This is a genomic window from Salinarimonas chemoclinalis (genome assembly GCF_041514305.1).
Lineage (GTDB): Bacteria > Pseudomonadota > Alphaproteobacteria > Rhizobiales > Beijerinckiaceae > Salinarimonas > Salinarimonas chemoclinalis.
Genome location: NZ_JBGMWH010000017.1, coordinates 44,521 through 70,498, shown reverse-complemented (window position 1 = coordinate 70,498; position 25,978 = coordinate 44,521). Strand labels below are relative to the sequence as shown.

At 70.8% G+C, this 25,978-nt stretch carries 21 protein-coding genes, 1 tRNA gene and 3 pseudogenes; 6 read left to right on the top strand and 19 right to left on the bottom strand.

Annotation, left to right across the window (positions count from 1 at the left end):
- The 3 genes and pseudogenes from AB9M23_RS19225 to tolQ all read right to left on the bottom strand — a co-directional run.
- Positions 1–414 (bottom strand): annotated as a pseudogene (locus AB9M23_RS19225) (hypothetical protein); the annotation flags it as partial.
- A gap of 4 nt (positions 415–418) precedes the next feature.
- Positions 419–865 carry an ExbD/TolR family protein gene (locus AB9M23_RS19220; protein WP_372426193.1) on the bottom strand — a complete coding sequence of 149 codons (447 nt, stop codon included), beginning with the start codon at positions 863–865 and terminating at the stop codon, positions 419–421.
- A 16-nt stretch (positions 866–881) separates the two neighbouring features.
- Entirely contained in the window at positions 882–1,568 is a 687-nt protein-coding gene (gene tolQ / locus AB9M23_RS19215) for a protein TolQ (protein WP_372426192.1), read from the bottom strand.
- Between the two features lie 402 nt (positions 1,569–1,970).
- Here tolQ and AB9M23_RS19210 point away from each other — a divergent pair, with 402 nt between their 5' ends.
- On the top strand, positions 1,971–2,363 hold the full coding sequence (locus AB9M23_RS19210) for a hypothetical protein (protein WP_372426191.1): 393 nt from the start codon (positions 1,971–1,973) through the stop codon (positions 2,361–2,363).
- Positions 2,364–2,371: 8 nt separating this feature from the next.
- On the opposite strand, the gene ybgC is transcribed toward AB9M23_RS19210, so the two are convergent.
- Both ybgC and ruvB read right to left on the bottom strand, forming a co-directional pair.
- Positions 2,372–2,830 carry a tol-pal system-associated acyl-CoA thioesterase gene (gene ybgC / locus AB9M23_RS19205; protein ID WP_372426190.1) on the bottom strand — a complete coding sequence of 153 codons (459 nt, stop codon included), beginning with the start codon at positions 2,828–2,830 and terminating at the stop codon, positions 2,372–2,374.
- Positions 2,827–3,903, bottom strand: a complete 1,077-nt coding sequence (gene ruvB, locus AB9M23_RS19200) for a Holliday junction branch migration DNA helicase RuvB (RefSeq protein ID WP_372426189.1) — start codon at positions 3,901–3,903, stop codon at positions 2,827–2,829. The genes ybgC and ruvB overlap by 4 nt, the downstream gene beginning before the upstream one ends.
- A gap of 274 nt (positions 3,904–4,177) precedes the next feature.
- Between ruvB and AB9M23_RS19195 the strand changes: the two genes are divergently transcribed.
- Positions 4,178–4,579: a hypothetical protein gene (locus tag AB9M23_RS19195; RefSeq protein ID WP_372426188.1), complete on the top strand. Its 402-nt coding sequence runs from the start codon at positions 4,178–4,180 to the stop codon at positions 4,577–4,579.
- A gap of 175 nt (positions 4,580–4,754) precedes the next feature.
- Here AB9M23_RS19195 and AB9M23_RS19190 read toward each other — a convergent pair whose 3' ends face one another.
- Positions 4,755–6,032, bottom strand: coding sequence for a porin (locus tag AB9M23_RS19190; protein ID WP_372426187.1), 1,278 nt, complete (start codon positions 6,030–6,032; stop codon positions 4,755–4,757).
- A 960-nt stretch (positions 6,033–6,992) separates the two neighbouring features.
- On the opposite strand from AB9M23_RS19190, the gene AB9M23_RS19185 reads away from it, so the two are divergent.
- Entirely contained in the window at positions 6,993–7,460 is a 468-nt protein-coding gene (locus AB9M23_RS19185) for a Ros/MucR family transcriptional regulator (RefSeq protein ID WP_372426186.1), read from the top strand.
- A gap of 87 nt (positions 7,461–7,547) precedes the next feature.
- Here AB9M23_RS19185 and folD read toward each other — a convergent pair whose 3' ends face one another.
- Positions 7,548–8,423: a bifunctional methylenetetrahydrofolate dehydrogenase/methenyltetrahydrofolate cyclohydrolase FolD gene (gene folD, locus AB9M23_RS19180; RefSeq protein ID WP_372426185.1), complete on the bottom strand. Its 876-nt coding sequence runs from the start codon at positions 8,421–8,423 to the stop codon at positions 7,548–7,550.
- Positions 8,424–8,584: 161 nt separating this feature from the next.
- On the opposite strand from folD, the pseudogene AB9M23_RS19175 reads away from it, so the two are divergent.
- Positions 8,585–9,874 (top strand): annotated as a pseudogene (locus AB9M23_RS19175) (porin); the annotation flags it as partial.
- Between the two features lie 84 nt (positions 9,875–9,958).
- Here AB9M23_RS19175 and AB9M23_RS19170 read toward each other — a convergent pair.
- Both AB9M23_RS19170 and AB9M23_RS19165 read right to left on the bottom strand, forming a co-directional pair.
- Positions 9,959–10,756 carry a tyrosine-type recombinase/integrase gene (locus AB9M23_RS19170; protein ID WP_372426184.1) on the bottom strand — a complete coding sequence of 266 codons (798 nt, stop codon included), beginning with the start codon at positions 10,754–10,756 and terminating at the stop codon, positions 9,959–9,961.
- 726 nt (positions 10,757–11,482) lie between these two features.
- Positions 11,483–11,782, bottom strand: a complete 300-nt coding sequence (locus tag AB9M23_RS19165; RefSeq protein ID WP_372426183.1) for a YggT family protein — start codon at positions 11,780–11,782, stop codon at positions 11,483–11,485.
- Between the two features lie 239 nt (positions 11,783–12,021).
- On the opposite strand from AB9M23_RS19165, the gene AB9M23_RS19160 reads away from it, so the two are divergent.
- Positions 12,022–12,097: transfer RNA gene (locus AB9M23_RS19160), tRNA-Ala, on the top strand.
- Positions 12,098–12,380: 283 nt separating this feature from the next.
- A pseudogene (locus AB9M23_RS19155) lies at positions 12,381–13,563 on the top strand (IS3 family transposase).
- Positions 13,564–13,798: 235 nt separating this feature from the next.
- On the opposite strand, the gene AB9M23_RS19150 reads toward AB9M23_RS19155, so the two are convergent.
- The 10 genes from AB9M23_RS19150 to AB9M23_RS19105 form a co-directional block, all read right to left on the bottom strand.
- Complete coding sequence (locus AB9M23_RS19150) at positions 13,799–14,974, bottom strand: MFS transporter (RefSeq protein ID WP_372426182.1); 1,176 nt, start codon at positions 14,972–14,974, stop codon at positions 13,799–13,801.
- A gap of 22 nt (positions 14,975–14,996) precedes the next feature.
- Positions 14,997–16,694 (bottom strand): beta-galactosidase, encoded by a 1,698-nt coding sequence (locus tag AB9M23_RS19145; protein WP_372426181.1) that lies wholly within the window; start codon positions 16,692–16,694, stop codon positions 14,997–14,999.
- Positions 16,691–17,722 carry a zinc-dependent alcohol dehydrogenase gene (locus tag AB9M23_RS19140; RefSeq protein ID WP_372426180.1) on the bottom strand — a complete coding sequence of 344 codons (1,032 nt, stop codon included), beginning with the start codon at positions 17,720–17,722 and terminating at the stop codon, positions 16,691–16,693. The genes AB9M23_RS19145 and AB9M23_RS19140 overlap by 4 nt, the downstream gene beginning before the upstream one ends.
- Positions 17,719–18,675: an inositol monophosphatase family protein gene (locus AB9M23_RS19135; RefSeq protein WP_372426179.1), complete on the bottom strand. Its 957-nt coding sequence runs from the start codon at positions 18,673–18,675 to the stop codon at positions 17,719–17,721. Before AB9M23_RS19135 ends, AB9M23_RS19140 begins: the two co-directional genes overlap by 4 nt.
- Positions 18,675–19,940, bottom strand: coding sequence for an aspartate aminotransferase family protein (locus AB9M23_RS19130; RefSeq protein ID WP_372426178.1), 1,266 nt, complete (start codon positions 19,938–19,940; stop codon positions 18,675–18,677). The genes AB9M23_RS19135 and AB9M23_RS19130 overlap by 1 nt, the downstream gene beginning before the upstream one ends.
- Positions 19,941–20,165: 225 nt before the next feature.
- Positions 20,166–20,942: an AraC family transcriptional regulator gene (locus AB9M23_RS19125; RefSeq protein WP_372426177.1), complete on the bottom strand. Its 777-nt coding sequence runs from the start codon at positions 20,940–20,942 to the stop codon at positions 20,166–20,168.
- Between the two features lie 26 nt (positions 20,943–20,968).
- Positions 20,969–21,364 (bottom strand): VOC family protein, encoded by a 396-nt coding sequence (locus AB9M23_RS19120; RefSeq protein WP_372426176.1) that lies wholly within the window; start codon positions 21,362–21,364, stop codon positions 20,969–20,971.
- Positions 21,361–22,131, bottom strand: a complete 771-nt coding sequence (locus AB9M23_RS19115) for a DeoR/GlpR family DNA-binding transcription regulator (RefSeq protein ID WP_372426175.1) — start codon at positions 22,129–22,131, stop codon at positions 21,361–21,363. The genes AB9M23_RS19120 and AB9M23_RS19115 overlap by 4 nt, the downstream gene beginning before the upstream one ends.
- A 308-nt stretch (positions 22,132–22,439) precedes the next feature.
- Positions 22,440–24,494 (bottom strand): hypothetical protein, encoded by a 2,055-nt coding sequence (locus AB9M23_RS19110; protein ID WP_372426174.1) that lies wholly within the window; start codon positions 24,492–24,494, stop codon positions 22,440–22,442.
- Positions 24,495–24,576: 82 nt separating this feature from the next.
- Positions 24,577–25,836, bottom strand: a complete 1,260-nt coding sequence (locus AB9M23_RS19105; RefSeq protein ID WP_372426173.1) for a P-loop NTPase family protein — start codon at positions 25,834–25,836, stop codon at positions 24,577–24,579.
- Positions 25,837–25,978 lie beyond the last annotated feature (142 nt).

The window sequence follows — 25,978 nt, the reverse complement described above, 5'->3', positions numbered from 1 at the left end:
TGGCACCGGAGCCGGCTCGGCCACCGGGGTCGGGGTCGGCGGGGGTGGGGGCGGGGGCGGCGGCTCGCTCGCCGCGGCGACCGGACGGTCGGCGACATCCATGTCCCGGGGCCGCGCCGCCGGCGTGGGCGTGTCGCGCGCCGCCTCCCCGGCCGGACGCAGCTCCGGTGTCTCGGCGACCCGCTCCGCGCGTGGTGCGGGCACGGGCGCGACCTCGGCCGCGTCCCGCTCGCCGCGGGTGATCTCGGAGAACTGGCTCTCCGTGATCATCTCCACCGCGATGCCCTCCTCGATCGCCGGCAGCTCGGCCACGCCCGACACGACGACGAGCCCCGCCACGAGCAGCGCGACGTGCGCCACGCCCGACAGGAGGAGGCCCGGCTCGCGAAGGGAGGGAAGGCCGCGCAGCGCCATGGCGTCAGGGACCGTCCGGCAGGGTGACGAGGGCCACGCGCTCGAAACCGGCCTCGGTGACGAGCGCCATGATCTGCGCGACGCGCCCGTACTCCACCGAGCGATCGCCGCGCACGAAGACGCGGGGCGCCGCCCCGTCCTCGATCCGCGCGGCGATCGCCGACGCGATCTCGTCGTCGGCGAGCGCCACCTCCTCGAGGTAGACGCGGCCCTCGGCGTCGATCGACAGCGCGACGGGCCGGGCGTCCACGTCGAGCTGCCCCGCGCTCGCCTGCGGCAGGTCGAGGGGCACGCCCGCGGACAGGAGCGGCGCGGAGACCATGAATACGATGAGCAGGACCAGCATGACGTCGATGAACGGCGTCATGTTGATCTCGTTGATGGCGCGCGTGCGCCCGCGGCGCCTGCGCCGCCCGCCGCCGCCCGTCCCGGGTCCGCCGTGGGAGAACATCGCTCGCCCCTTCCGGTCAGGCCGCGGCCGCCAGGCGCTCGTCGACCTGGCGTGCGAGGATCGCGGAGAACTCGTCGGCGAAGCCCTCGAGCCGGATCTGCGCCTTGGCCACCTCTGCCTGGAACTTGTTGTAGGCGATCACCGCCGGGATGGCGGCGACGAGGCCGATCGCGGTGGCGAACAGAGCCTCCGCGATGCCCGGCGCGACCACCGCGAGCGAGGTGTTCTGCGAGGCGGCGATGGCGACGAAGGAGGTCATCACGCCCCAGACCGTGCCGAACAGGCCGAGATAGGGGCCGGCCGAGCCGACCGAGGCGAGGAAGATCAGCCGCGATTCGAGCCGCTCCACCTCGCGCTGGATGGTGACGTCGAGCACCTTGTCGATGCGCGCCGGCAGGCTCGCCACCGAGCGGCCCGTACCGCCGAACGAGCGCTTCCACTCCCGCATCGCGGCGACGAAGACCGAGGCGAGCCCCGTCGTCGGGCGCTCTTCGAGCGAGCGGTAGAGCTCCTCCAGCGAGCGGCCCGACCAGAACACCTCCTCGAACCGGTCCATCGCCCGGTGCAGGCGGCGGAACAGCAGCGTCTTGTCGATGATGATCGCCCAGGAATAGACCGAGGCGGCGACGAGCCCGATCATCACGAGCTTGACGACGATGTGCGCCTGCCAGAACAGGCCCCAGAGCGAGAGATCGTGCGTCATCCGCTGGTTGTCCTCGAGGTCGTTCGGGGCGCGGGATCGCGCCGCCGGGGCGGGGTCTCTACCGAATGAGGCTTGGTGGGTCCGAACGCGCCCGGCACACGTGGTTCGCGCCGCAACATGTCGAAAATATGAGCTTTTCCCAGCGCCGCCGCGACGCCTCGACGCCGTTGCGATGAGGACACGATCAGGGTTAACGGACGCTTACGACGCCTCGGCGCGGGGGTGCGACACGGGGGCGTCCCGAGAGGCGGCCCGAGAGGCGTCGCGCGGGGCGAGGCGTCGCGCGGGGCGAGGCGTCGCGCCCCGCCCGCGCTCGCCCGGCTCGGCCGTGGCGCCGCGGACGCGGCTCGCGCATGATGCGCCGTCGGCTCGCGGGTGGGCGCGCCACGATGGGGAACGAGGATGACGCATTCCGAGCCGATCGCGCTCGCCGGATTCGCCGGCGCGACCATCGCCATGCTGCTGGTGACGCAGACCAAGGACCGGGTCCCCTGGCCCGGATGGCTCGTCCCCGGCGCGGTGGTGGCGCTGCTCGCGGCGTGGACCGGCTACGCGGCCGCGCGGGACGGGCTCTTCGGTTTCTGGTCCGTGGTCGTCGCCTCGCCCTGGGGCGTCCAGCTCTGGCTCGACCGCCTGGCGAGCACGGCGGCGGCCTTCTTCCTCCTCCAGAACCGGGCGCGCGCCATCGGCATGAAGTCGGAGGTGTGGGTGCTCGCCGTCGTCTTCACCGGCGGCATCGGCCTTCTCGCGATGCTCGCGCGGGTCGTCCACCTCGAGCGCCGCAAGGCCGCCTGAGGCCGCCCTCAGCCGCCGAGCCGCGCGCGCAGGGCCTCCGGTATCCGCGCCGGCCGCCCGTCCCGGATGGCCGCGACCTGGACCGACGCGCCGAGCAGCACCTCCGCGCCGCGCAGGATGCGCTGGGCGATCTCGATCGAGGCGCCCTTCACGGCGAGGGTGCGGGTCTCCACCGTGAGAATGTCGTCCATGCGCGCCGGGCGCGCCCAGTCGATCGTCATGCGCCGCACGGCGAAGGCGAGCCCGCCGCCCTCGGCGTGCAGCGCGGACTGGGCGACGCCGGCGAGCCGCAGCTGGTCGGTGCGGCCGCGCTCGAGGTACTTCAGGTAGTTGGCATGGTAGACGATGCCGGAGAAGTCCGTGTCCTCGTAGTAGACGCGCACCACGAGCAGGTGCGCGCCGTCCTCGAAGCGGCCGGAGATCGGAATCGAGGCGTCGTGCCCCGGGTGTTTCTCCGTGTCGCTCATGCTCGACCCTCATCCCCGCCCGGGAACAGCCCGAACTGCGTGCGGCCCGGGTCCTGCGCCGGCTCGGGCATCCCCAGATGCCGGAAGGCGTGGGGCGTGAGCAGGCGCCCGCGCGGGGTGCGCTGCACGAAGCCCTTCTGGATCAGGTAGGGCTCGATGATCTCCTCGATCGCGTCGCGCGGCTCGGAGAGCGCGGCGGCGATGGTCTCGATGCCGACCGGCCCGCCGCCGAAATTGGTGGCGACCATGGTCAGGTACCTGCGGTCCATGACGTCGAGGCCGACCGGGTCGACGTCGAGGAGCCCCAGCGCCTTGTCGGCGAGCGCGCGCCCGACGGTCTCGGCGCCCTCGACGACGGCGAAGTCGCGTACCCGCCGCAGCAGACGCCCGGCGATGCGCGGCGTGCCGCGCGCACGCTTGGCGATCTCGTTGGCCCCCTCGTCCGACATGCCGAGCCCGAGCACCCGCGCGCCACGCTTGACGATGAGCTCGAGCTCGCCGACCTCGTAGAACTCGAGCCTCACCGGGATGCCGAAGCGGTCACGCAGGGGGGTGGTGAGCAGGCCCGCGCGCGTGGTGGCGCCGACGAGCGTGAAGCGCGGCAGCTCGATCTTGACCGAGCGCGCGGCCGGCCCCTCGCCGATGATCAGGTCGAGCTGGAAGTCCTCCATCGCCGGATAGAGGATTTCCTCCACCGCCGGGTTGAGCCGGTGGATCTCGTCGATGAACAGGACGTCGCGCTCCTCGAGGTTGGTGAGCTGGGCGGCGAGGTCGCCGGCCTTGGCGATCACCGGGCCCGAGGTGGAGCGGAAGCTCACCCCGAGCTCGCGGGCGATGATCTGCGCGAGCGTGGTCTTGCCCAGCCCCGGCGGGCCGACGAAGAGGACGTGGTCGAGGGCGTCGCCGCGCGCCTTCGCCGCGTCTATGAAGACCTGGAGGTTGGCGCGCGCCGCCTTCTGGCCGGTGAAGTCGGCGAGCGACAGCGGGCGCAGGGACCCGTCGAGGTCGTCCTCGCGCTTGATCGGGGAGACGAGTCGGTTCGGCTCGGTCACGGGCGTCTCGGTCTCCGGCATGGGTCGGGGTGCGGCACAGCTCGTCTTTTACAGCCTCGCGCGCCGCGAGCCACCCCCGGTGTCGCGAGGACGGGAAGGGACCGCATCCGTCCCGCCTCGGCGCGGACGGCCAAGTCGCTGCGAGCGCAGCTGTTTTCGATCGCGATCCGTTCCTGTGCCCCGTTTTTCGCGTCTCGGGCACGCAATTCTCGGAACACGAATCCCATCGGTTCGTTGGTGGGCCATTCCGGCGCCGCTCTGCCGCGGCGTTCCCAGATACCGATGGAGGACATCCATGAAGTACATCCTCATGACCACCGCCGCCGCGCTCCTGTTCGCCGCTCCCGCCGCCGCGCAGCAGGTCAACCCCGGCGCCGGCGCGGCGCCCGCCGTTCCGCAGACGCCGCTCGAGGTCGAGGAGCGCCGTCAGCTGCGCGTCAACCCCGACGACCAGCCCGCGCCGCAGGGCCTGACCTTCGGCACGCAGAGCGGCAGCTACTACGTCGACTGCACGGACCCGGGCGTGGTGTGCGAGAACTACGAGAACCTGTCGACGGGTTCCGTCGGCGGTCCGGCCGTGGACGGCGTGACGACCGGCGTCGGCGCGCCCGACACGGCGATCGAGACGCAGGAGCGTCGGCGCCTCCTGACCGACGAGGACGACGTCGGTCCGGGCTCGGCCACCGCTCCGCAGTGACGTTCTCTCGTGGGGGACCGACGAGACGGGTCGTCCCTCGGTGATCCTCGACTCGAAAGGCCCCGGTGCGATGCATCGGGGCCTTTCTCGTCGCGATACACGACCGGAACACGGTCGGCGAAAAAGGAAGAGCCCCGGCTTGCGCCGGGGCTCTCCGCGAACCGTCCTGGACGGATCAGAAGTCGCGCTGGATGCGCAGACGGCCGGCCCAACGCGAGCCGTCGTCGTTGGTGCGGCCGGCCACGGCCACGCCGTTGCGCTGCGCCTGGACGCGGTTCTTGCCGTCGATCTCGGCGTACACGACGTCGGCCGAGAAGGTCAGGCCGGACACCGGGCGCCAGTTCAGGCGGGTACCGAGCGACCACCAGGTGTAGTCCTGGGGGGTGCCGGAGGCGACGATCGCACCCGGAGCGGCCTGGAAGAAGGCCGTGCGCGGGATGTCGACCTCACCGTAGGCGCCCTGGATGTCCTGCCAGATCGTGGGGGTCCAGTAGTGGCGGAACGCACCGACGAGCGACCACGCCTTGGTGGTCACGAGGGACGTGACGGTGTTGTTGATGTAGGCGTCGTTGAGGCCGACCGAGAACTCGGACACCAGCGTCGGGGCGTTGACGTACTCCGTCGCGCCGTCCGCGTAGGTGGCCTGCAGCCACAGGGCGTCGCCGGCCGCGATCATCGGCAGGCGGATGTTGATGCCGGCGCCGACGGCCCAGCCGAGCTCGTCGTCGACGGTCGTGTTCAGCACGTTGTGGCGGACCTGGTGCAGGGCACCCATGACCTGCGCCGAGCCCCAGGCCTGCGAGACGTTCAGGTTCGCGACGAGGTCGGGGAGGTTCTGGCCGCCGTAGACGTTGGCGCCGACGAGGTTCACGATCCCGTTACGACGGGCGCGGCCGTTCTCGACCGACACCGTGGCGGAGAAGCCCGAGCCGAACGTGGCGGTGTAGGCGAGCAGCTCGACCGACGGGTCCGTGAGGCCGAGGTTGGCCGTCATCAGGTTGCCGCCGAAGAACGAGAAGAACGACGTGATGCGACCGGCGGTCAGGCCGGCGAACTGGATGAAGCCCTGGTCGAGCACCGCGGTGCCGGCGCCGTCCGTGCGATCGCCAGTGATGCGGATGAACGAGCGCAGCGTGCCGTACTCGGTCGCCGTGCGGGCGTCGAACGCGAGCGAGCCGCGGGCGAAGAAGTTGATGTCGTCCTGGGCGCGGCTGTTGACCGTGTCGAGACGCTCCTGGAAGCGATACTCGGTGCGGACGTAGCCGGAGATCTGCAGGCAGGTCTCCGTGCCCGGGATGACGAAGAAGCCCGTGCCGCCGATCGGGGCGTTCGGGCAGGTGCGGACGTAGTCGACCGGCGCCGCGGCGCGGACCGGAAGATCGGCAGCTTGAGCCCCGGCGACCGCGACGAGACCGGCGGCAGACCCGAGGAGAAGGCTCTTGGCGAGCTTCATTAGATGACCTCCAAAGTTTCGAGACCCTGGGGGGGCCGGGTGTTTCGCCACGAGAACTCGTCGAGACTCGAAAGCTGTCCCTTTTCCCCTGTGACCCGCCGCCGGACCGTTGGTGCCGATTGCGGGCCGCGATCGAGGACCCCCCGTCGCGAGAAAAGGTTTGCCGTGCGCTCCGCGTGGGATCAAGCGCGATTGCGCCCCGACGCGGCCCGCGGCGGCTCTTCGGATGGCTGTGTTGCACAAAGGCCACGAGAATGGCGGGCTGCGGGCGGAAAAACGGCGGGTCCCCGCCGCCGAACGGCCCTCCGGAGCACCCCCGAGGCGTTCTCCGGCGCCCACGCGGCGCGCCCGCCGCGGCCGGCGGAGGCGATTCTGCCCCGCGACGGCGGTCGCAGCCGATGGCGCCCGCGTCGACGACAGCGCTGCGCGGGCGCGCGCGAGGCCGCAGCGCGTGAACCGGGAGCCCCGCGCACGTCCCCCGCGCACGTCCCCCGCGCACGTCCCCCGCCTCGTTCGCCGCGCGGTCCCGCCCGCTTCCCGCAAGGATCGTCTCGGAAGTACCGGCGCGACGCAGCGTCTTTGCACGTGGACGCGGGCGTGCACGCGGCGAATCACCCGCGATACCGCGCGGCGGCACGTCGGTCGCCGGTCGAAAGCAGAGAGCGCCCCGTCGCGCCGACCCCGGCAAGGATTACCGAAGCTTGTCCAGCGGGCCTTCTTCTTGCCGCGCCTCGTGCGGCACCGTTGCCGCAAGCGTCCCCGGGATGAGCGGGCCGACCTCACCGTGCGATGAACTGTTTTTTATTCGAACAGGACTTGTCGCGAGGACCGAATTCACGTACCTGAAAGGCCTGACGTCATAGACGACGCGTGAGCGGGATCGCGATTCGGTGTTCGGTGAAGCGCCGCATGCAGCTCCGCTCGCTATCGATCCCCTGTCACGAGATTAGGACCGGCTCAATGAGCGACACGACTCAACCGAACAACTACATCGAGCTCGCCGCGGAGATCGTCTCGGCCTACGTGAGCAACAACTCGCTTCCGACGGCGGAGCTGCCCGCGCTGATCGACGCCGTGCACGGCGCGCTCACCAAGGTCGCCACCGGCGCGACCGAGCAGCCGGTCGAGGCGCCCGTCCCCGCCGTGCCGATCAAGAAGTCGATCACGCCCGACTACATCATCTGCCTGGAGGACGGGAAGAAGTTCAAGTCGCTCAAGCGCCACCTGCGCACGAAGTACGACATGACGCCCGACCAGTACCGCGCCAAGTGGGGCCTGCCGGCGGACTACCCGATGGTCGCGCCGAACTACGCCAGCGCCCGCTCGGAGCTCGCCAAGGCGATGGGCCTGGGCGCCCAGCGCCGCAAGGCCGAGCCCGAGGCCGCCGCCCCGGCGCCGGCCCGCCGCGGCCGCAAGAAGGTCGCGTGACGCGCCGCAGTCGCGCGCGGCTCGCGCGAGCCGCGCCACGACCATGAAGGGAAGGCCGCCTCCGGGCGGCCTTCTCGCGTTTCGGCTTCAGATCCCCCGTCGGGCCTTCGCCGCCTGCAGCGTGTTGGCGAGCAGGCAGGCGATCGTCATCGGGCCGACACCGCCCGGCACCGGCGTGATCGCGCCCGCGACCGCGGCCGCCTCGGCGAAGGCGACGTCGCCGACGAGCCGCGTGCGGCCCTCGCCCCCCTCCGGGCTCGGCACCCGGTTGATGCCGACGTCGATCACGACCGCGCCCGGCTTGATCCAGTCTCCCCGCACCATCTCCGGCCGCCCCACCGCCGCGACGAGGACGTCGGCGCGCCGACAGACGGCGGCGAGGTCGCGGGTGCGCGAATGGGCGATCGTCACCGTCGCGGAGCGCTGGAGCAGGAGCTGCGCCATCGGCTTGCCGACGATGCTCGAGCGACCGATCACCACCGCCTCCAGGCCGGCGACGTCGGGGCGCACCGAGTCGATCAGCATCGACGCGCCGAGCGGCGTGCAGGGCACGAGGCCCGCCATGCCCGTGGCGAGGCGCCCGACGTTCATCGGGTGGAAGCCGTCGACGTCCTTCTCCGGCGCGATCGCTTCGATCACCGCCTGCGGGTCGATCTGCGCGGGCAGCGGCAGCTGGACCAGGATGCCGTCGACGGCGGGGTCCGCGTTGAGCGTGGCGACGAGGGCGAGCAGCTCGGCCTGGCCCGTCGAGGCCGGCAGGCGGTGCTGGAACGAGCGCATGCCCGCCTCCACCGTCTGCGCCGCCTTGTTGCGCACGTAGACCGCGCTCGCCGGGTCCTCGCCCACGAGCACGACCGCGAGGCCCGGCACGACGCCCCGCGCCGCCAGCGCGCGCACCTCCTCCGCCACACGCGCGCGCAGGCCCGCGGCGAAGGCCTTGCCGTCGATGAGGGTGGCGGTCATGGGGCTCTCCGGGCGTGAGCGGCGCCGCTCCCGACAAGGGCCGGCGCACGCCGCCTCCAATGACCCGTTCGCGGTGTGGTTTCAAGCCCTCGACCCGATAGGCGCTCGCCGCCCGGCGGGAGCCGTCACGGGAGGCCCCGACGACTGCCGATCTTCCGGTCCGCGCCGCGGCGCCGGTCGACTATGTCCGAATCTGCCCGGGCGATCTGGGTGCCCAGGGCTTCTTCGTCATCCCCGGCACGGAGACCTGCCTGCAGATCTCCGGCTACGTCCGTACAGAGTATCGCTTCGCGGAGTACGTCGATGGCGACCCCGATGCCGAGCAGGATGCGATCGACTTCTTCGCGCGCGGCTCGATCGCGTTCGACGCCCGCACCCTGACGGAGTTCGGCACGCTGCGCTCGTTCATCCGCTTCACCGGCGACCGGGCCGACGACGCGGCCGACGAGGGCCGGGCGGTCCTCGACCAGGGCTTCATCCAGTTCGCTGGCCTGACCGCCGGTCGGATCACGTCGTTCTTCACCTTCTTCGGCGGTAACCTGCTGTCCGTGTCCGAGGGTCTCTCGGATCCGTCCGTGGAGCTCCTGGCCTACACCGCGACTTTCGGCTCGGGTTTCTCGGCGACGATCTCGGTCGAGGATGGCAAGTACCGGCGTACCGGGCTCGACGAACGGGACGGTGGGACGACCATCCCCGAGGACACGGAACTCCCGGGCATCGGCACGTTGAACGGGGACGCCACTTTCGGCGCCACCGATGCAGACCGGTTCGTCTACGGAGGACAGGAGCTTCCCGACCTCGTCGCCAACCTCAACGTCACCCAGGCGTGGGGTTCGGCCCAGATCATGGGTGCACTTCACCAGATCCGCCACGACAACGGCGACAGCTTCGTCGGTGTCGACGACGAGCTCGGCTGGGCGATCGGTGCGGGCATCAACGTGAACCTGCCCATGATCGCCGCCGGCGACGCCCTCTGGGTTCAGGCGGTCTATGCCGACGGTGCCATCAACTACGCGGACCCGGTGGACACGGTGGCGGAGTTCGAGGTCGGCACGAGCGATGCCTACCTCAATGCGGCAGGCACTGGGCTGGTCACGACCGAGGCGTGGTCCATCGCCGCCGCGTTCCGTCACTACTGGACGCCGACGGTCTGGTCGGACCTCCAGGGTGCGTATGGGGAGGTCGACGTGCCGACGGGCGCCCGCGAGGCCGTCGCGGTCGGCGCCACGGCCGAGAGCGAGGACTTCTTCGGCTACAGCTGGTGGCAGGTCGGCACGCGGCTGAACTGGCGCCCGGTGGCGGGGCTCACGTTCGCCGCCGATGTCGCCTACACGCAGATCGACGCCGATCGTCGTGTCCAGGTTCAGCGCGACGGTGCCGACGTGGCCGGCGTCTTCACCGACGACGGCTCCCGCTGGGCCGGTCGTCTGCGCATCCAGCGCGACTTCTGATCCGTCCCCTCGGATCTCCCGAAGCCCCGGCCTCGCGCCGGGGCTTCTCCCGTTTCCGGACGGACGGCGGAAGCCGGCTTCCCGTCACCCCCGCCGCTTCCCCACCTTGCGCATCTCCTCGTGGAGATCGTCCGTGCGCAGGTGCCCGTAGCGCGCGCTCATCTGCAGCGTGCGATGCCCCAGCACGCGGCTGAGCTTGTACAGGTCCCCGCCGGACTGGACCCACCACGACGCGAAGGTGTGGCGCAGGTCGTGGAAGCGGAAGTCGGCGATGGCGGCGCGCTCGCAGGCCGCGCGAAACCCCTTCTTGTTGCACAGGATTCGCGTCCCGTCCGGCTTGCAGAACAGGAAGCGCGAGCGCGGCCGGCCCGGCTTGGCGATCAGGTCCGAGATCGTCGCGATGGCGACGTCCGAGAGCGGCACCCGCCGGGGCGAGTTGGTCTTCGTCTCCTGGAGGTGGATCTCGCGCCGGGAGAGGTCGATCGCGTCGAGCGTGAGCGACAAGAGCTCCTCCTTGCGCATCCCCGTCTCCACCGCCAGCACGAGCTGCGGCTTGAGCGTCTCCGACGCCGCCGCATGCAACCGCTCGAACTCGCGCCGCGTCAGGAACCGCGTGCGCGGCGGCGCCTCCTTGAGGAACCTCTTGCTGAGCGCCGTGATCGGGTTCGCCTCGAGCCACCCCCACGAGATCGCCATCGAGCAGACCGTGCCGAGGAAGGCGATGTCGCGGCGGATCGTCGTGTCGCTGACGCCCTGATCCTTGCGCCGCGAGACGAAGAGCGCGAGCGTCGAGCGGTCGATCTCGTCGAGCCGCAGGAGCGGAAAAGCGCAGAGCCAGTTCTTCGCGTTCGAGCGGTAGGTTCGGCGCGTGCCTTTCTTCACCGTCGCCTCGCGGAAGAATCGGTCGATCGTCTCTGCGAGAGCTTTCGACCTGGACCGTGGAGCGCGCGTGAGCCGTGCAGTCTTCATTTTCAATGACGTAAGGGAATATGATGTAATACCGAATGATGATCGCGGCCTCTTGACTTTCGATACGTCATTTCTTGTGGGCGTTAGCGACATCTTATTTTCCTGAACACGTGCCTTCGATCTCGAATTCTACCTTTCCTGCGACCGTACTTCGAGGACTGCGGCGCCGTTCCGTCCCATCGTCCGCTCCACAATTCGTTCGGGTCTGTGGCGAGCTAATCGCCGCGGCCGTGTGTCGGCAAGTGGCGGCATACGCGAGAAACGTGTGCGATGGTCGCTCGTCGCGCCTGCATCGAAGGCGGCGTTTCTACGCGACCGGGCGGCTGTGGCGACATTACATATACAGAAGCAGCACGCGATGATTGATTTTTACGGTGTCATAAATAAATGCAAACAACGCCGGGCTTCACGTGCTGCGGCGTTGCGTCGCGGCAATAACGTGTTGACCTACACGCCCCGGAAGAAGTTGTTGTCGAAATGCAACACGTCTTCCATGCTCGCATGCACGCGTATTGGTCGCGCACGGCGTAGCGACGTGCTCCGACGCAAGCACGCTGACGATCCCGGGAGACGCCTCCCTCGACGGCGGCGATGCACCGCGGAGCCGCGTCGCACGCACGCGGCCTCGCCCGGCTCGGATCACACGGCTCGGATCATCGCGGGCGCGACGTCGTTGATGAGGAAGCTGCGCAGGAAGAAGATCAGCAGCAGGAGCACGATCGGCGAGATGTCGATGCCGCCGAGATTCGGCAGGATGCTCCGGATCGGCCGCAGGAGCGGCTCCGTCAGCCGGCTCAGCACGTCGTAGATCGCGCGCACGACGTCGTTGTTCATGTTCACGACGCCGAAGGCGATCAGCCAGCTGAGGATCGCCGACCCGATGATCAACCAGGTCAGGAGGCCGAGGATCAGGTCGATCGTTTGGAAGAGCGCGATCATGAGGTCGTCCTGGCTGCGGGTCCCGCGGCCCCTCGCGGACCGCCGCGCTCCGTTTAGCGGGCTTCGCCGCGCGAAACAATGCGGGAAGCGACCCGCGGCGAGAGGCGTCGGCGATCCCTGCGAACCCCGCGTCGAGCCGCGCGAATCGCGTTGACAGCGGCGTCGGACCCCTCTATCAACCGCCCACCCGGACGGCGGCGCCCCCAAGCGCCGCTTCCTGCCGTCCGGTCCGACAGGTCGGGGCTGTAGCTCAGTTGGGAGAGCGCTGCAATCGCACTGCAGAGGTCAGGGGTTCGAATCCCCTCAGCTCCACCAGGTTGCTTCGATATCTGAAAAACTGCTTTTCATCAATGACTTGGCGGCTGCTGCCGCCGAGGCGCGCACCCTCATTGCGTACCCAGCTCCGCAGGGCGACGCGTCGCCGCGGGCGCGACTCCGGAACCGCCCTGCGGAGGTCGCGTGCCGAGGCGCGACCCTGCTCGACATCAAAAGGGCCGGCTTGCGGACCGCGCCGCCATCAGCGCCGCGAGGCGCTGCTGTGCCCCCCGCCATCTCCTCCAGCTTGAGGTAGAGTCCGGCCCGTCGAGAGGACCGGACGATGAAGCGATCGAGGTTCAGCCAAGAGCAGATCATCGGCATCCTGCGTGAGCAGGAGGCGGGGGCGAAGACCGCGGACGTGTGCCGCCGGCACGGGATCAGCAGCGCGACGTTCTACGCCTGGAAGGCGAAGTTCGGCGGGATGGACGTCTCCGAGGCCAGGCGGCCGAAGAGCCTGGAGGGCGAGAATGCCCGGCTGAAGCGGCTCCTCGCCGATGCCATGCTCGACAACGCGGCGCCGAAGGACATCCTCGGAAAAAAGTCCTGACGCCCGCCGCCGAGCGGCAGTCGGTCGCTCGTCTCGTGGCGGATCACGGGATGAGCGAGCGGCGGGCGTGCCGGGTTCTCGGGTTCGACCGGACGACGATTCGCTATCGCTCGAGCCGGGACGACGGTGCACCGCGCGAGCGCATGCGGGCGCTCGCCGGGGAGCGTCGGCGCTTCGGCTACCGGCGTCTCCACGTTCTTCTCCGGCAGGAGGGCGTGGTGATCAACCGCAAGCGTACGCAACGCGTCTATCGCGAACTCGGGCTCACCGTCCGACGGCGACGGGACGCAAGCGCGCCGTCGGGACGCGGGCGGCGATCCTCACCGCCGCGGCGCCGAACGCCCGCTGGCCCCTCGACTTCGTCCAGGACCAGCTCGCGGACGGGCGGCGGCTGCGCGTGCTCAACATCATCGACGACGCGACGAAGCGCTGCTTGGCCGCGGTCGTGGACACCTCGATCTCCGGCCGGCGCGTCGTGCGCGAACTCGAAGCTCTCGTTGCCCGGCATGGCAGGCCGGATCTCGTGGTCAGCGACAACGGCACCGAGTTCACCGCGAACGCCGTCCTCGCCTGGTGCGCCGAGACCGGGATCGCCTGGCATTACATCGCCCCGGGCAAGCCGATGCAGAACGGCATCTGTGAGGCCTTCAACGGCCGCATGCGCGACGAGCTCTCGAACGAGACGCTGTTTCGCAGCCTCGATCACGCGCGGGCCTGCGTCGGCGACTGGGTCGAGGACTACAACACCGCGCGCCCGCACTCGGCGCTCGGCTATCTCTCACCGGCGGCGTATGCCGCCACCTTCACCGCAACGGGCGCTCGGCTGCGCAACCCCGACCAGCTCCGCCGAGCGCCCGTTGCTCCCACGGCGAGAAACCGCCAAACTCACGCCGCGGCTCTGCTTTCGGCTGGATGAAGAAACGGGGTCACAGCACTCCGAGTGCCGATGAGCGCTGGGAGCATGCGGTCCTGAGAGACTACGGCCCGGTCGCGTTGGATCTGATGGACGCCGGCGAACTCACGCCACCCCCGGCCGCTCGTCGTGCGTATGCCGCTCGGTACGGCGACGGCGCCCGCGGGAACTGCGGGGGCCCCAACGACGGGATCGCCCACACACGCCCCGCCCCCGCTGCGCCTTCTCGCTCTCCCGCTCATCTCCGGGCCATGGTCACGACGAGCGCCGCCGCGCAGACGCAGATCGCCGAGAGCCCCGCCATGAACAGCGGCGCGGCGGGCGCGCCGGCGAGTCCGATCACGGCGCCGATGAGCGGCGGGAAGGCGACGCCGCCGACCATCGAGACGGCGATCACCGACGCGGTGGCGTTGCGCGAGGCGGGATGCACCGCGGCGAGCCAAGCGAGGCCGGTGGGGAAGATCGGCGCGATGAACAGGCCGACCAGCACGTAGGCGACGGGCGCGAGCGTCCCGTTCGCCGCCAGGACGAGCGAGACGCTCATGCCGAGGCAGGCGCCGACCATGATCTGCGCCGGCGTCGCGCGCAGGCTCAGCCAGGCCGCGCCGAAGCGGCCGAGCGTCATGGCGAGCCAGTAGGCGGAGGTGGCGCCGGCGGCGAAGGCAGCGCCCCAGCCGACGGCGACGAGGTGGGTGGTCGCCCAGCCGCCGACGCCGGTCTCGATCGCGACGTGCAGGACGTAGATCGCGAAGAAGGCGCCCAGCACGAGGAGCGTCGCGCGCCCGCGGGCCTGGGCGTGCGAGGCGCCGGTCGCGACCGTGCCGACGGCGTTCGAGATCGTCCCGGCGGCGAGGAGGGGCAGGAGCGCGAGGACGCCGAAGACGAGGAAGATCGCGCGGAAGTTCTCCGCGCCGAGGAGGGCGATCGCCAGCGGCCCGAGCACCGCGCCGACCCCGAAATGCGCGTTGAGCAGGTTGACCATCGAGGCGCTGCGGCGGCCGAAGCCGACCGAGAACAGGAAGTTGAGCCCGAAATCGATGCCGCCGAACCCGAGCCCGACGACGAAGGCGCCGACGAGCGCGACGCTCCAGACCGGCGCGAGCGCGAACAGGACGCAGCCCGCCGCCATGGCGCCGTAGCTCGCCGCGAGCAGCTGCCGGTTGGTGAATCGTGCATGCGCCCGGTTGAAGGCGAGCACGCCGATGAGCGCGCCCACGAAATGAGCGGAGAGCGCGAGGCCGGCCTGCGCCGGCGTGATGGCGAACTCGGCGAGGAGATGCGGGATGGCCGGGCCGTAGAGGGCCTGGAGCGCCCCGATCACGACGAAGCCGAAGCAGGACGCGACGATTCCTGCGGCGGTGGCTGCGCGATCCGGCGCGGCCGCGCCGTCGATGCTGGCGATGCTCTGATTCACCCCGGTCTCCTTGGATGCATGCTCATGTGAAGGCCTCGCGCGGAACGAAGGCCGTATCCGGATGGGTGGTCGCGAGGATCTCCAGCGCGTCGTCTCGGGCGCGCACGATCAGCCCGGCGTGAGGCGGCAGGCGCAGGAGACGCGCCGCCCCCCCGAGCACCACCTCGGCCTCGTCGGCCTCGCCGAACGGATTGAAGATCGCCGCGAACGATGCGGAGGCGCCGTGGCGCACGAACGACGCGACCCGACCGGCGCGGCCGCGGACGTGGGGCCGCGGGAGCGCCGACAGGCGCGCGGCGATGACCTCGGTATCGGCGTCGCCACGCCAGATCGCCTCCACGTCGTTGCCCCCCGGGTCGAGGGACAGCACCACCTGGCGACCGTCGGCGAAGAGCCAGGCGCCGAGCTGCGCGACGAACCGATCGAGCGCCTCCGCAGCCTCGCCCGCCTCGGCCGCGCGCGCCGCCACGGCCGCATCGACGGCCACGACGAGGTCCGGCGCGGCGTCGCTCGCCGCCAGCTCCGCGCCGTGCGCGTCGACGAGCCGGCGCAGGGCGAGGAGAGCGGAATGGTTCGGGTTGCGGCCGCCGTTCTCCTCGAACGGTGCGCCCGGGCAGTAGGGCGGACCGTAGAGCGCCGGATCGAGCCCGTCGGCGCGGAGCCCGTCCGCGTCCATGTCGATCGCGGCGTTCCAGCTGCGCGTCGCCGCCGCCGTGTAGATCGACAGCGTGCGCGCGCCGAGGGCCAGCGCGAGCAGCCCGTGAAAGAGAGGCGTTCGCCCGTCGGCGAAGCGCGAAGTGGTCCAGGTGAAGCCCCAGTTTGCCTCGGCGACGTCGCTGCCCGCGGCGGTGATCTGGAGCGCGTGGGCGACGAACGCATCCGCGTCGCAGGACGCGTCCCCGACCCACTCGGTGTGACCGAGATGCACCGGCGCGGCGCGGAACGCCGCCGTTCGGGCGAGCCAGCTGCCGAGCGCCCCAGGCTCGCCGCCCGCGCCGATGCGCACGAGCGGCGCGTTGACGACGCGCGCCGGACCCGGGTCGATCCGTTCGGCCAGGAGAGCCCATTGCCGCACGATCGCGTCCGCCGCCGCGACCGCGCGTGCCGCCGCATCGGCCGGTCGCGCCGTGCCGAGATCGGCGAGCGCCACCGGACGGCAGGCCTCGCCGATCACGCCCTCGTTGCCGAGCTGGACACCGACGATCGGCCCGCGCGGATCCGCGAACGGGCGGATCAGCGCCTCGTTCACCGCCGCCATCCAGCCGTCGACCTCGCGCCGGAACACGGGATCGTGCACCCGCGGCAGCGGCTTGCCCTGCGACATCAGGCGTGCGCCGCCGCGCCCCGAATGGGACGCCACGACTTCCGGATCGCAAAGCCGATCGGGAAGGCCGCCGAGCTGGACCTCCGCGTGGATGAAGGGACCCGGCTTCACCAGGGCGGCGAGGCCAGTCTCTCCGATCGTTCGCAGAAAGCCGACGACGTCCGCCTGCGGATCGTCGCGCCCCACGAAATCGAAGCGCTCGGCCGCCGGACCGCAGACGCTCCGCTCGTGGAAGCGCCAGGGCACGTAGAAGGAGACGACGTCGATCCCCGCCTCCTTCATCGCGGCGAGGGTGGGCCGCCAGCGATCCGGCGACGCCCGGTAGTAGGGCAGCTCTCCCACGAGCACCGGCCGCCTCGCATCGACGCCCGGCCACGCCAACTGCGTCCGGCTCATGACGCATCCTCCGGGCTGGAGACGAGGAGCACCTTCATCGCCCCGTAGGGAGCGCCCTTCTGCGGCGACAGCCGTGCGAACGCCTCCTCGTGTTTCTCGAGCGGAAGCCGGTCCGTGACGACCCGCTCCAGGGGCAGGGTCCTCGCCAGCTCGACGCCGAGCGGGAAGATGGCGCTGTCGTAGTCGCCGGCGCCGATGATTCGGACGCCGCGCATCAGGATGTCGAGCGGCTTCAGGGTCGCCGTGGCGCGCGAATCGAAGCCCATCACGACGACGCGGCCGGCGCTGCGCGCGAGCGGCACGGCCGTCTCCAGGAGATTGCCGACGCTGTCGACGACCACGTCGGCGCCGGCTGCGAGCGCCGGAGCGTCCGGCGCGACGATCGTGAGTCGCTCGTCGTCGAGGCCTCCCAGGATCTCTCGGCACAGCTCGCGCCGCGTCGGGTCGGCTTCCACCAGGGTCGCCACCGCGCCGATCCGCAGGGCGAGCATCGTGGTTATGACGCCCATCGGCCCGCCGCCGAGCACGATGATCGTCTCCCCGACCGAGAGCCCGCCTGCGCGCACGTTGTTGAGCGCGCACACGAGCGGCTCGACCATCACGGCGCGCTCCAGGCTCATGTCGTCCGGCACGCGGTGCAGAAAGCGCGCCGAGACGCGGAAGGCGTCGGCGAAGGTGCCGTCGCGGTCGATGCCGATCTCGTTGCCGCGCTTCTCGCTGCAGAAGTTCAGGCGCCCGGCGCGACAGGCGTCGCACTGCCCGCAGTAGAGCGTCGGGTTGACGATGACGCGATCTCCCGGCTGCAAGGCTTCGACCGCCGGGCCGACCGCCTCCACCAGGCCTACGGACTCGTGGCCAAGGACCGTGCCCTCCACGGCCGCGAACTTGCCGACGAGGATGGACCGGTCGGTGCCGCAGATCCCGCTGTGGACGATGCGCACCACGACGTCGTCCTCGGCCTCTACCCGCGGCCGCGGGCGGTCGACGAGCGCGAGGGAGGGACCCGCGCGAAGCTCCAGCGCTCTCATCGGGCCACCTCCATCGTCTCGCGAGCCTCGAAGGCCGGATCGTCCCAGGCGACCGCGTCGAGGAGCGCGGCGTGCAGCTCCGGCGTCGCCGCGGCGATACAGGAGCGCTGGTTCTCGGGTGCGATGTCGAGCAGCCGGGTCGACCCCAGCGGCGCGCCGTACGCGTCGCTGATGGTCACGCCCGCGAGATCGGCCAGGAAGGCCGCGGCCGCGATATCGTACGGGAACAGGTGCAGGATCGATCCGCGGCCGGCGGCGAGGAACGCCGCGCGCGTCGCCGGATGGTCGCGCCAGATGCGGTTGCCGATGTCCACGTAGGCGTCGAGCTGCCCGGTGACGATCCGCGAGATCGAGAAAGTGGCGCTGTTGAAGACGAAGACGCCGCCCGTATTGGCCGAGCGATCCACGATCTCGGCGTAGGCCGAGGCCATCAGCCGCATCGGGTGGCCGTTGAACTCGATCGACCAGAACATCCTGTCGATCTCCGTCGTCCTCGACAGGTTGGGGACCGGGTGGTCGAAGCCGCTCGAGGAGAGGCCCTTCGTGCGGTCCCCCCAAAGCGCGCAGCCGTCCTTGATCCCGAGCAGCAGCGCCGCCTCGACGTCCTCGATCCTCGGATCCCCCGACCCGAGCGGCGCCTGGGCGATCGAGATCATGCCCATCTCGAGGCCGGCCGAGGTCGGCCGCGTGCCGTCGATCGGGTCGATGATCAGCACGTCGCGCGGCGCACCGCCGATCTCGACCAACGAGCCGTCCTCCGTGTAGACGGCGAGCGGCCGCGGGGCGTGCTCGCGGATGAAGGCCAGCGCCGCATCCTCGGCGATGGCGTCGACGTCGAACTGCGCGTCGCCGCCCGGGGAGACCCCGTGCACGTTTCTCGCGAGCCCGCGATGGCGGTAGGCGTGGAGCTCGGCGCGGATGTGGGCGCCGAGCGCGAGCAGGAACTCCATCATCACGCCGCCTCCGCCGAGAACAGGCGCTCGAGGCGCTCGCAGATCTCCTCGGCCTCGTCGAGCGTGAGGATCAGCGGCGGGCGGATCTTCAGGACGTTGCCGCGGCCGTAGCGCGAGGTGCGCAGGATGAGCCCATGCTCCATCGCCTTCTGGGCCAGGGCGTTCGTGCGTGCGACGTCGGGGGCGTTGCCAGGGCCGACGATCTCGAAGCCGATCATCAGGCCGACACCGCGCACGTCGCCGACGAAGGGAAATCGCTCGGCGATCTGCGCGAGCCGGCCCATGATGTGCGCGCCCGTGGCACGAACGTTGGCGAGGAACTCCGGCCGGCCGACGATCTCGAGCGTCTTGTTGGCCGCAGCGGCCGCGAGCAGGTTCGAGCCGTAGGTGAAGGAATGCTGGTCGGACGGGAGCCCGCCCATGCGCTCGGTCGTGATGATCGCGGCGACCTGCGCTCCGATGCCGCCGAGGCCCTTCGCCGTGGTGATCGCGTCCGGCGTCACGCCGAAATGCTGCGCGGCGAACATGTGGCCGGTACGGCCGATGCCCGTCTGGATCTCGTCGAAGATCAGCATGATGTCGTGCCGGTCGCAGAGTTCGCGCAGCTTCTGAAAATAGCCCTCGGGCGGCACGATGTTGCCGCCGTTGCCGGAGATCGGCTCGACCAGGATGGCGGCCACGCGGCCCGTGCTGGCGAACTCGATGAAGTCGTCGATCTTGTCCACGCAGAACCGGCCGCAGCTTTCCGGGCTCTTGTCGTAAAAGCAGCGGTGGCAGTACGGGTCCGGGACCTGCAGCGAGCCTGGCAGCTCGACGGGGAATGGCTCGCGGCGGAACGCATTGCCGGACATGGACGACATCATGAGCGTCTGCCCGACATGGGCGCGAAATAGCGTGATGACCTGGCTGCGCCCCGTCGCGCGCTGCGCCATCTTGATGGCGCCCTCGTTGGCCTCCGACCCGCCGCCGACCTTCGGGTTGACGAGGCTCAGCCCGTCGGGCGCGACCGCGGCGAGGTTGTGCGCGAGCGCATCGATCGGATCGGTCCGGAAGGAGGACGTGACGTGGATGAGCTTGTCGGCCTGCTCCCTCATCGCTTCCAGAACCTCCGGATGCGAGTAGCCGAGGCTGAGATTGAACGTCGCCGCCGCGCAGTCGATGAAGGCGTTCCCATCGGAATCGTACAGACGGACGCCGCTGCCGCGCACCATCCTGCGCTCCGAGACGGGGTAGTAGAGGTTCTTGCCCGTTGACACGTGGATCATCTGAGTCTCCTCGTCGCCACTCTTGCGTGCGCAATTTAAAGACGCTTGTTGCGCTCTATGGCGATCCGGAATGTGCATTACCATGCTGTGGTTGTCTTTGCCGCTCATGCGTCTGTTTTGCCGAATCGTGCGAACGTGAATTGTATTTATCCAGTTGCATTGAGTATTATTCACGAATATACGACCGGGGCATCAATATTCGACGAATAAGCCATAGATTATAACCTACAGATTTCTGTCAATTGGACACGCGATGCCGATATTTCGCGCTAGGTGGCGCTTGCGGTATGCGCCGGGCGTGGTGTCGCACCGTGCGCGAACAGCCCTCGTCAGCGCGCTCTGATCCTTGTGCCCGGTCGCATGTGCGATGGCGGCGATCGAGAGATTCGGGTCACCCACGAGCATGTCCAGCGCGCGCTCGATCCGCCGCCGCGAGAGGAAGGCGTAGGGGGAGTCGCCGAGATGACGATGGAAGAGGTCGTGCAGCGTCCGTCGGCTGACGGCGCTGGCGGCCGCTATCGAGTCGATCGACAGCGGCTCCTGGAGATGGCGCTCGATGTGATCGACAGCAGCGTGCAGCGCCCGTGGCCAGGGTGGCGCGGCATTCGCGATGGCATGCAGGGCGAGGCTCGCCCAAGCGTGCGCCGCATCTCGCTCCTGGAGCGCTCCGGGGGACGCGGTCACGAAGTCCCGCAGCAGACGAAGGCTTCTGTCGAGCGGCAGCCGTCTCGCCTCCGCGTCAGCGCAGATCGCCCTGATCCTATGCGCCTCGTCGGGATCGTCCGTACCGATCTCGAGGGCGAGTGCAGGCGCCGCGGACGAGACCGAGAGGTATCGGCCCGCGCCGATGAGGATGGCTTCCGTCTGCGCCAGCCCCACCGCCGCACCGTCTACGGAGACGACCGTGGCGCCGGGGCCTTGCGGGATCACCAGCCGAAGGCGGGTCAGCGTGTCGACCCGGTCGGCAAGACCCGCCGAACGGAGCTCAACGATCGAGAACATCGACGATCCTCCCTGGCCCCCGCGCGTCAGGCCGTGATCTCGACGGAGTTCCCGTCGGGATCGACGATGACGGCCTCGTAGAAGCCGTCGCCGGTCCAGCGCGGAGGCGCGAAGAGCCGGCCGCGGGCGGCGAGGCGGGCCGCGAGCGTATCGACGGCCTCCGTCGAGCCAAGCGAGACGGCGATATGGGCGAGCCCCCCGAGCTCCGCGTCCCCGTCGCTCCGCCCTCCGACCCACGGCGCGCTCATCAGCTCCACCGTGACGGTGCAGCCGAGGCGGAGGAAGCGCGAGCGGAAGCCCGGCCGACGGGCGCTCTCGTAGAGCGGTCCGATCTCGGCGCCGAACATCTCGGCCCAGAAGGCGGCGAGTGATTCGATGTCGGTCGTCCAGTAGGCGACATGGGCGATGCGTGCGCGGTTCATTGCGGATCCGGACCCGCGACGTGGACGGCGACCCCGGCATCCGCCAGCGCGTCGCACGCGGCGCCGCGCCGCGTCGTGACGAGATGCCCGATGCGCTCGGCCGGGACGACCCGGAAGGGCGCGAAGGTTCCGAGCTTGTCGGGCGTCGCGGCGACGGCGATCGCCGCGGCGGCGTCGGCGATCGCCGCCTTCACCTGCGCCTCCTCGAGGCTGAAGGCCGTGAGCCCGTGCCCGGCGTCGACCGCGCAGGCGCCGATGAAGGCGAGCGCCGGGCGCAGGCGGGCGAGAGCCGCCACCGTGTCCGCCCCGACGCAGGCGCCGGACTGGGGATCGACGCGCCCGCCGACCAGGATTACAGAGACGCCCGGCCGGTCGTAGAGGAGGGCCGCGATCGCCGGGGCGTTGGTCGCGACGGTGAGGCGCCGGTCGCGCGGCAGCGCCGCGGCGAGGGCGAGGTTGGTCGAGCCGGCGTCGAGGAAGACGAGCGCGTCCGCCGGCGCGAGCCGGGCCGCCGCCGCGCCGAGCCGCGCCTTCTCGTCGCCGGCCATCGCCGTGCGCTCCCGCACGGGCTGCGGCCGGGGCTGCATCTCGGGCGCGAGCGCGCCGCCGTGGACCCGCTCGCAGACGCCGCGCGCCTCGAGCGCGCGCAGGTCGCGCCGGATCGTGTCCTCCGAGACGGCCAGCTCCGCGGCGAGCGCGCTCGCGACCACGCTGCCGGCGCTGCGAAGGCGCTCCGCAATGAGGGCGTGGCGTTCCTGGGTGAGCATGAGTCGGCAGATCTCCGCAAGATCAAGATAAATCCGGCATGATCATGCAGAATCAGGCTTCCGAATGCAAGCCTGCAGGAGATTCGTCCGGCGGTGCGATTTTAGGTGGTTGCACGCGTTTGCCGCTGCACGAGATCGTCCGGGTGCGCTTCCGACATCCGGGCTTCGGCTCGGCGGAGACGCGCTCCCGAGGCGACATGCGAGGTTCGCACGTTTCGTCACGCTGTATAGTGGGCGCAGCCCTTCCCGACGCCGCAGCAGGGCGGCATTCGGGACAATCCCCCGGGGGAGAGAGTCAGGCAGGCGGTTCAGGAGCCTGCCTTCCGCCGCAGCGCCGCAAGCCGGGCAGCGTAGTCCGCTCGGTCGCGGCGGGAGAGGCGTCCGATCGCGGCCAGATCCTCCACGCTCGGGACGATGCGCATCGTCCTCATTTCCGCTCCGATCCGGAACACCGCGATGGAATGACGGAAGGGGATGTCCTCGTCGCTTTCCCAAAGGGAATGCCGACCAGCACCTTCGAGGTGGAGCTGGAGCCGGACCATGACCACGAGGTCTCGCCCGAGGGCAGCCAGGATCTGCTCCAGGCTCGCCGTGGGGACATGCAGCGCAAGGCCCTCCTTCCACATCGACCCGCCCTGCAGCGGGCGCCCCCAGGCCTCGGCACGCGAGAGGATCCGACCCTCTGGATCGCGCCACTCCCGCTCCCACGGGTCCGTCGACGCGAGGCCGAGGGCCGTCGAGACGTGCGCCGCCGGCCGAGACCGCCCGAGCGCTGCGCGGGGCCCGTACGGATCGTGCGCGTCGACCTTCACCGATCCGTCGCGCCGCACGATCCAGGGCTCGAGCGGGGTGAACTCGCGGTGGGGCGGGGGCGACGCCTCGGGATAGCCCTCCACGTCGTGCTCGGCCGTGGGGAGCCAGGCGTCGAAGGGGTGCGCCGTCGCGAGCGCGCGGGCGGCGATGTCGGCCTCGGCGGGCGGGACGAGCGCCGAGAGGATCTGGACCTGGACGTCGTCCGGCGAGGACCAGAAGCCGTCGACGACAACCCGCTCGCCGAGGGTGCCGTCGGGCCCGAGGCCGAGAAGCGAGGCGAGCACGGCGATGTCGTCGCAGGGCCTGTCTGGGCCGTCGTCCCCGGCGCGGAGGTGATGGTAGGCGACCGGAGGCTTCGTGTCCGTGCCGTCCGACAGCCAGAGACCTTCCCGGTGGGAGGGCAGGTGGTCGGCGAGCCAGTCGTCCCAGCTCTCGTACGAGGAGCGGTGCCGAACCAGGGCGCGCTCGCGCAGCAGCTCGCCCGCCGTGAGCGCGAGCGCGTGCCGGGCGAGGTAGGCGCCGTAGGACTGGAACGCCTCGCCGGCGCCCGTCGCCTCGCGGGTGTAACCGTGCGGGCGGTCACGGCCGGCGAGGTCGTGCATGCGCTCGATCCGCTGATCGAAGCGGCGGATCCAGGCGGTGCAGCGGTCCTCCAACTCCCAGGCGCGCAAGCCGAACTGGTTGGCGAGATGGACGATGTCGGTCTTGCGGAAGTCGTAGTCGAACCAGAACCGCGGCTCCGGTCCGGGCACGCCGCTCGGCCGGCTTTCGTAGGCCGACGCGGAGGGCCCGTCGGTCTCGACGAGCGCGAAGGGGGAGACGTTGACGGCGGCGAGCCTCGCCCGCAGCGCGTCGGCCTCGGCACTCGCGTCGTCGGCGAAGGCCGCCAGCAGCGCGCGCCGGGCCGTCTCGCGCAGGACGACATGCGAGACGTCCTCGTCGCAGGCGATCGCCTCCAGCCGTTCGCGATGCTTCCGGATCTCCGCCGGGTGGGCGATGGCGATGCGGGCGATGGCGACCAGGAGGAAATGCTGCGCCGACATCAGAAAGAACGGCAGGTCCTGCGCCTGGAAGGCGCCGGCGTCCGGCCCGTCGTAGAGCGAGAATAGCGTGTCGATCACGGGCCAGCGCCCGAGCCGGGCCAGCGCGCGCACAGCATGCGCGGCCCGCCACCGCGCCTCGGCTTCGGGCGCGCCGAGCCGGAACCAGACCATGCCGGCGACGATGCGATCGGCATCGGCTCCCGGATCGAGCGCGGCGGAATACGGGCCGTCGCCGACCGTCTCCGCGAGCCGCGCCGCGCCGCTGTCGAGCAGCCGTTCGAGGGCGGACCGGGCGAGGCCGGCTTGGGCGCGCGGGGCGAGCCGGGAGGCGAGGTAGAGCCACGTTCCCGCCCGGGCCTCCAGGCCCTGCGCGCCGGCAGCTTCGACGAGGCGCTGCGCGAGATCCGGGACCGCGCGGCCGGTCGCCTCCGCGAGGCGGTGCAGTCGGTAGGCCGGTCCCCAGTTCTCGTGCAGAAGCTCTTCCGCGTGCCGCTGAACCAGCGCCACGCCGCATGCGGCGAGTGCCGCCGGAAGGCTAGCCGAGCTGGCAGACCAGGCCTCTCCCGCTGCGGCGAGGAGGTCGGTCTTGCTATAGAGGTCGAGGGCCTCCGAGGCGACGATGGCGTCGAGGTGAGCTTTTCGCCGGCCGAACGGTACACGGGCGCGTAGCGTGGCGAACGCTTCGAGCGTCGCGTCGCGCTTCGGACGAACGGCATCGGCGGCGCGGGCTACGACGTCGATCGAGGCGAAGTCGAGCGGGTTCGCCGAAGACACCGCCGCGTCCAGCACCCGGCGCGCCTGGGCCTCCTCGTCGGTTTCGCCCGCGTTCCGGCCGGTGCCGGCCGTCCTGCGGCGCTCGCCAGGCGCCGCCGCCGAAGCAGTCGAAGAGGACGACCTCGTCGCGGGCGCGCAGGTGCTCCGCCAGGCTCTGAAGGAAGACCGTCTTGCCGAGGCCGCCCGCGGCGGTGACGAGCCACGTTCCGGTGTCTCCCAGCCCCGCCGCGAAGTCGGCGAGCTGGGGACGCTCGATCACCGGCCCGATGTCCACGAACGCGGCCGGCGTCGGCAGGAGGTCCTGCTCCTCGTCCACGCCGAGCGCGTGCAGCACCTCGACCACCGTGATGAGATTGTCCTTCTGCCCCGCGAAGCCCGCCTTGTCGCGCACGAGCGCGCGGAGGTCCCCGAGGCGCTTGCCGGCGGAAAGGTCGTCGGAGGCCGACCAGTCGACGAGGGTTCGGCCGTTTCCGTGCTCGAGCCGCCGCAGTTCCGGGACCCGTCCCGAGAACGAGAGACGCCTGGCGAACGCCGCGAGCGCCTCGCCTTCGAGGCCCGTCGCCGTCTTCAGCGCCGCGTGCTGATCCTTGGCCTCCTGCCCGGCCGGCTCGATGCCAGCCGCCGCCGCTTCTACCGCGTCGAGCGCGGCCGCATCGATCGGCCGGTTGGTGACGAGGGCATAGCGGACCTTCTCGAGGACCGCGTCGCGCCCATGTTTTATCGTGAAATCGGCGTCGGCGGCCACGAATTTGCCGAGCGTCTTCTTCGCGTCGGCCATTCGAAAGGGCGTGTCGGCCTTCGAGATGGAGTATTTCAGCTGCGCCACCTCGAGCCCCGCGCAGGCATCGAACGAGACGCCGTCCCCGAAGTAGAGCGTCACGTCCGCGATCTCGACGGCCTCGTCCGCCGCCGCCTCGCCATCCTCGGGCGAGAGACCCTCCACGGCGATCCCGCACAGGTCCTCCGCTCGCCCGCGCGCGAGCAGCAGGCCCAGCGCATGGCGGGCCACCCAGGCTTCGTGGAACTGATGTCCGTCGCGGGAGGCGCGGACCTTGTCGACGCGGTCGGGAGTCATGGAGGGCGATTCTTCGTCGGCCTCAGTGTAGGGGCGCACAGGTGGGCGCGCCAGCTCGGCGCACGCCCGGGACGTCGGCTGCGCACCGGGGCAACGCCGCAGCGCGCATCGCCGACCATTGCGGCACCTCCGGTGACCCGCG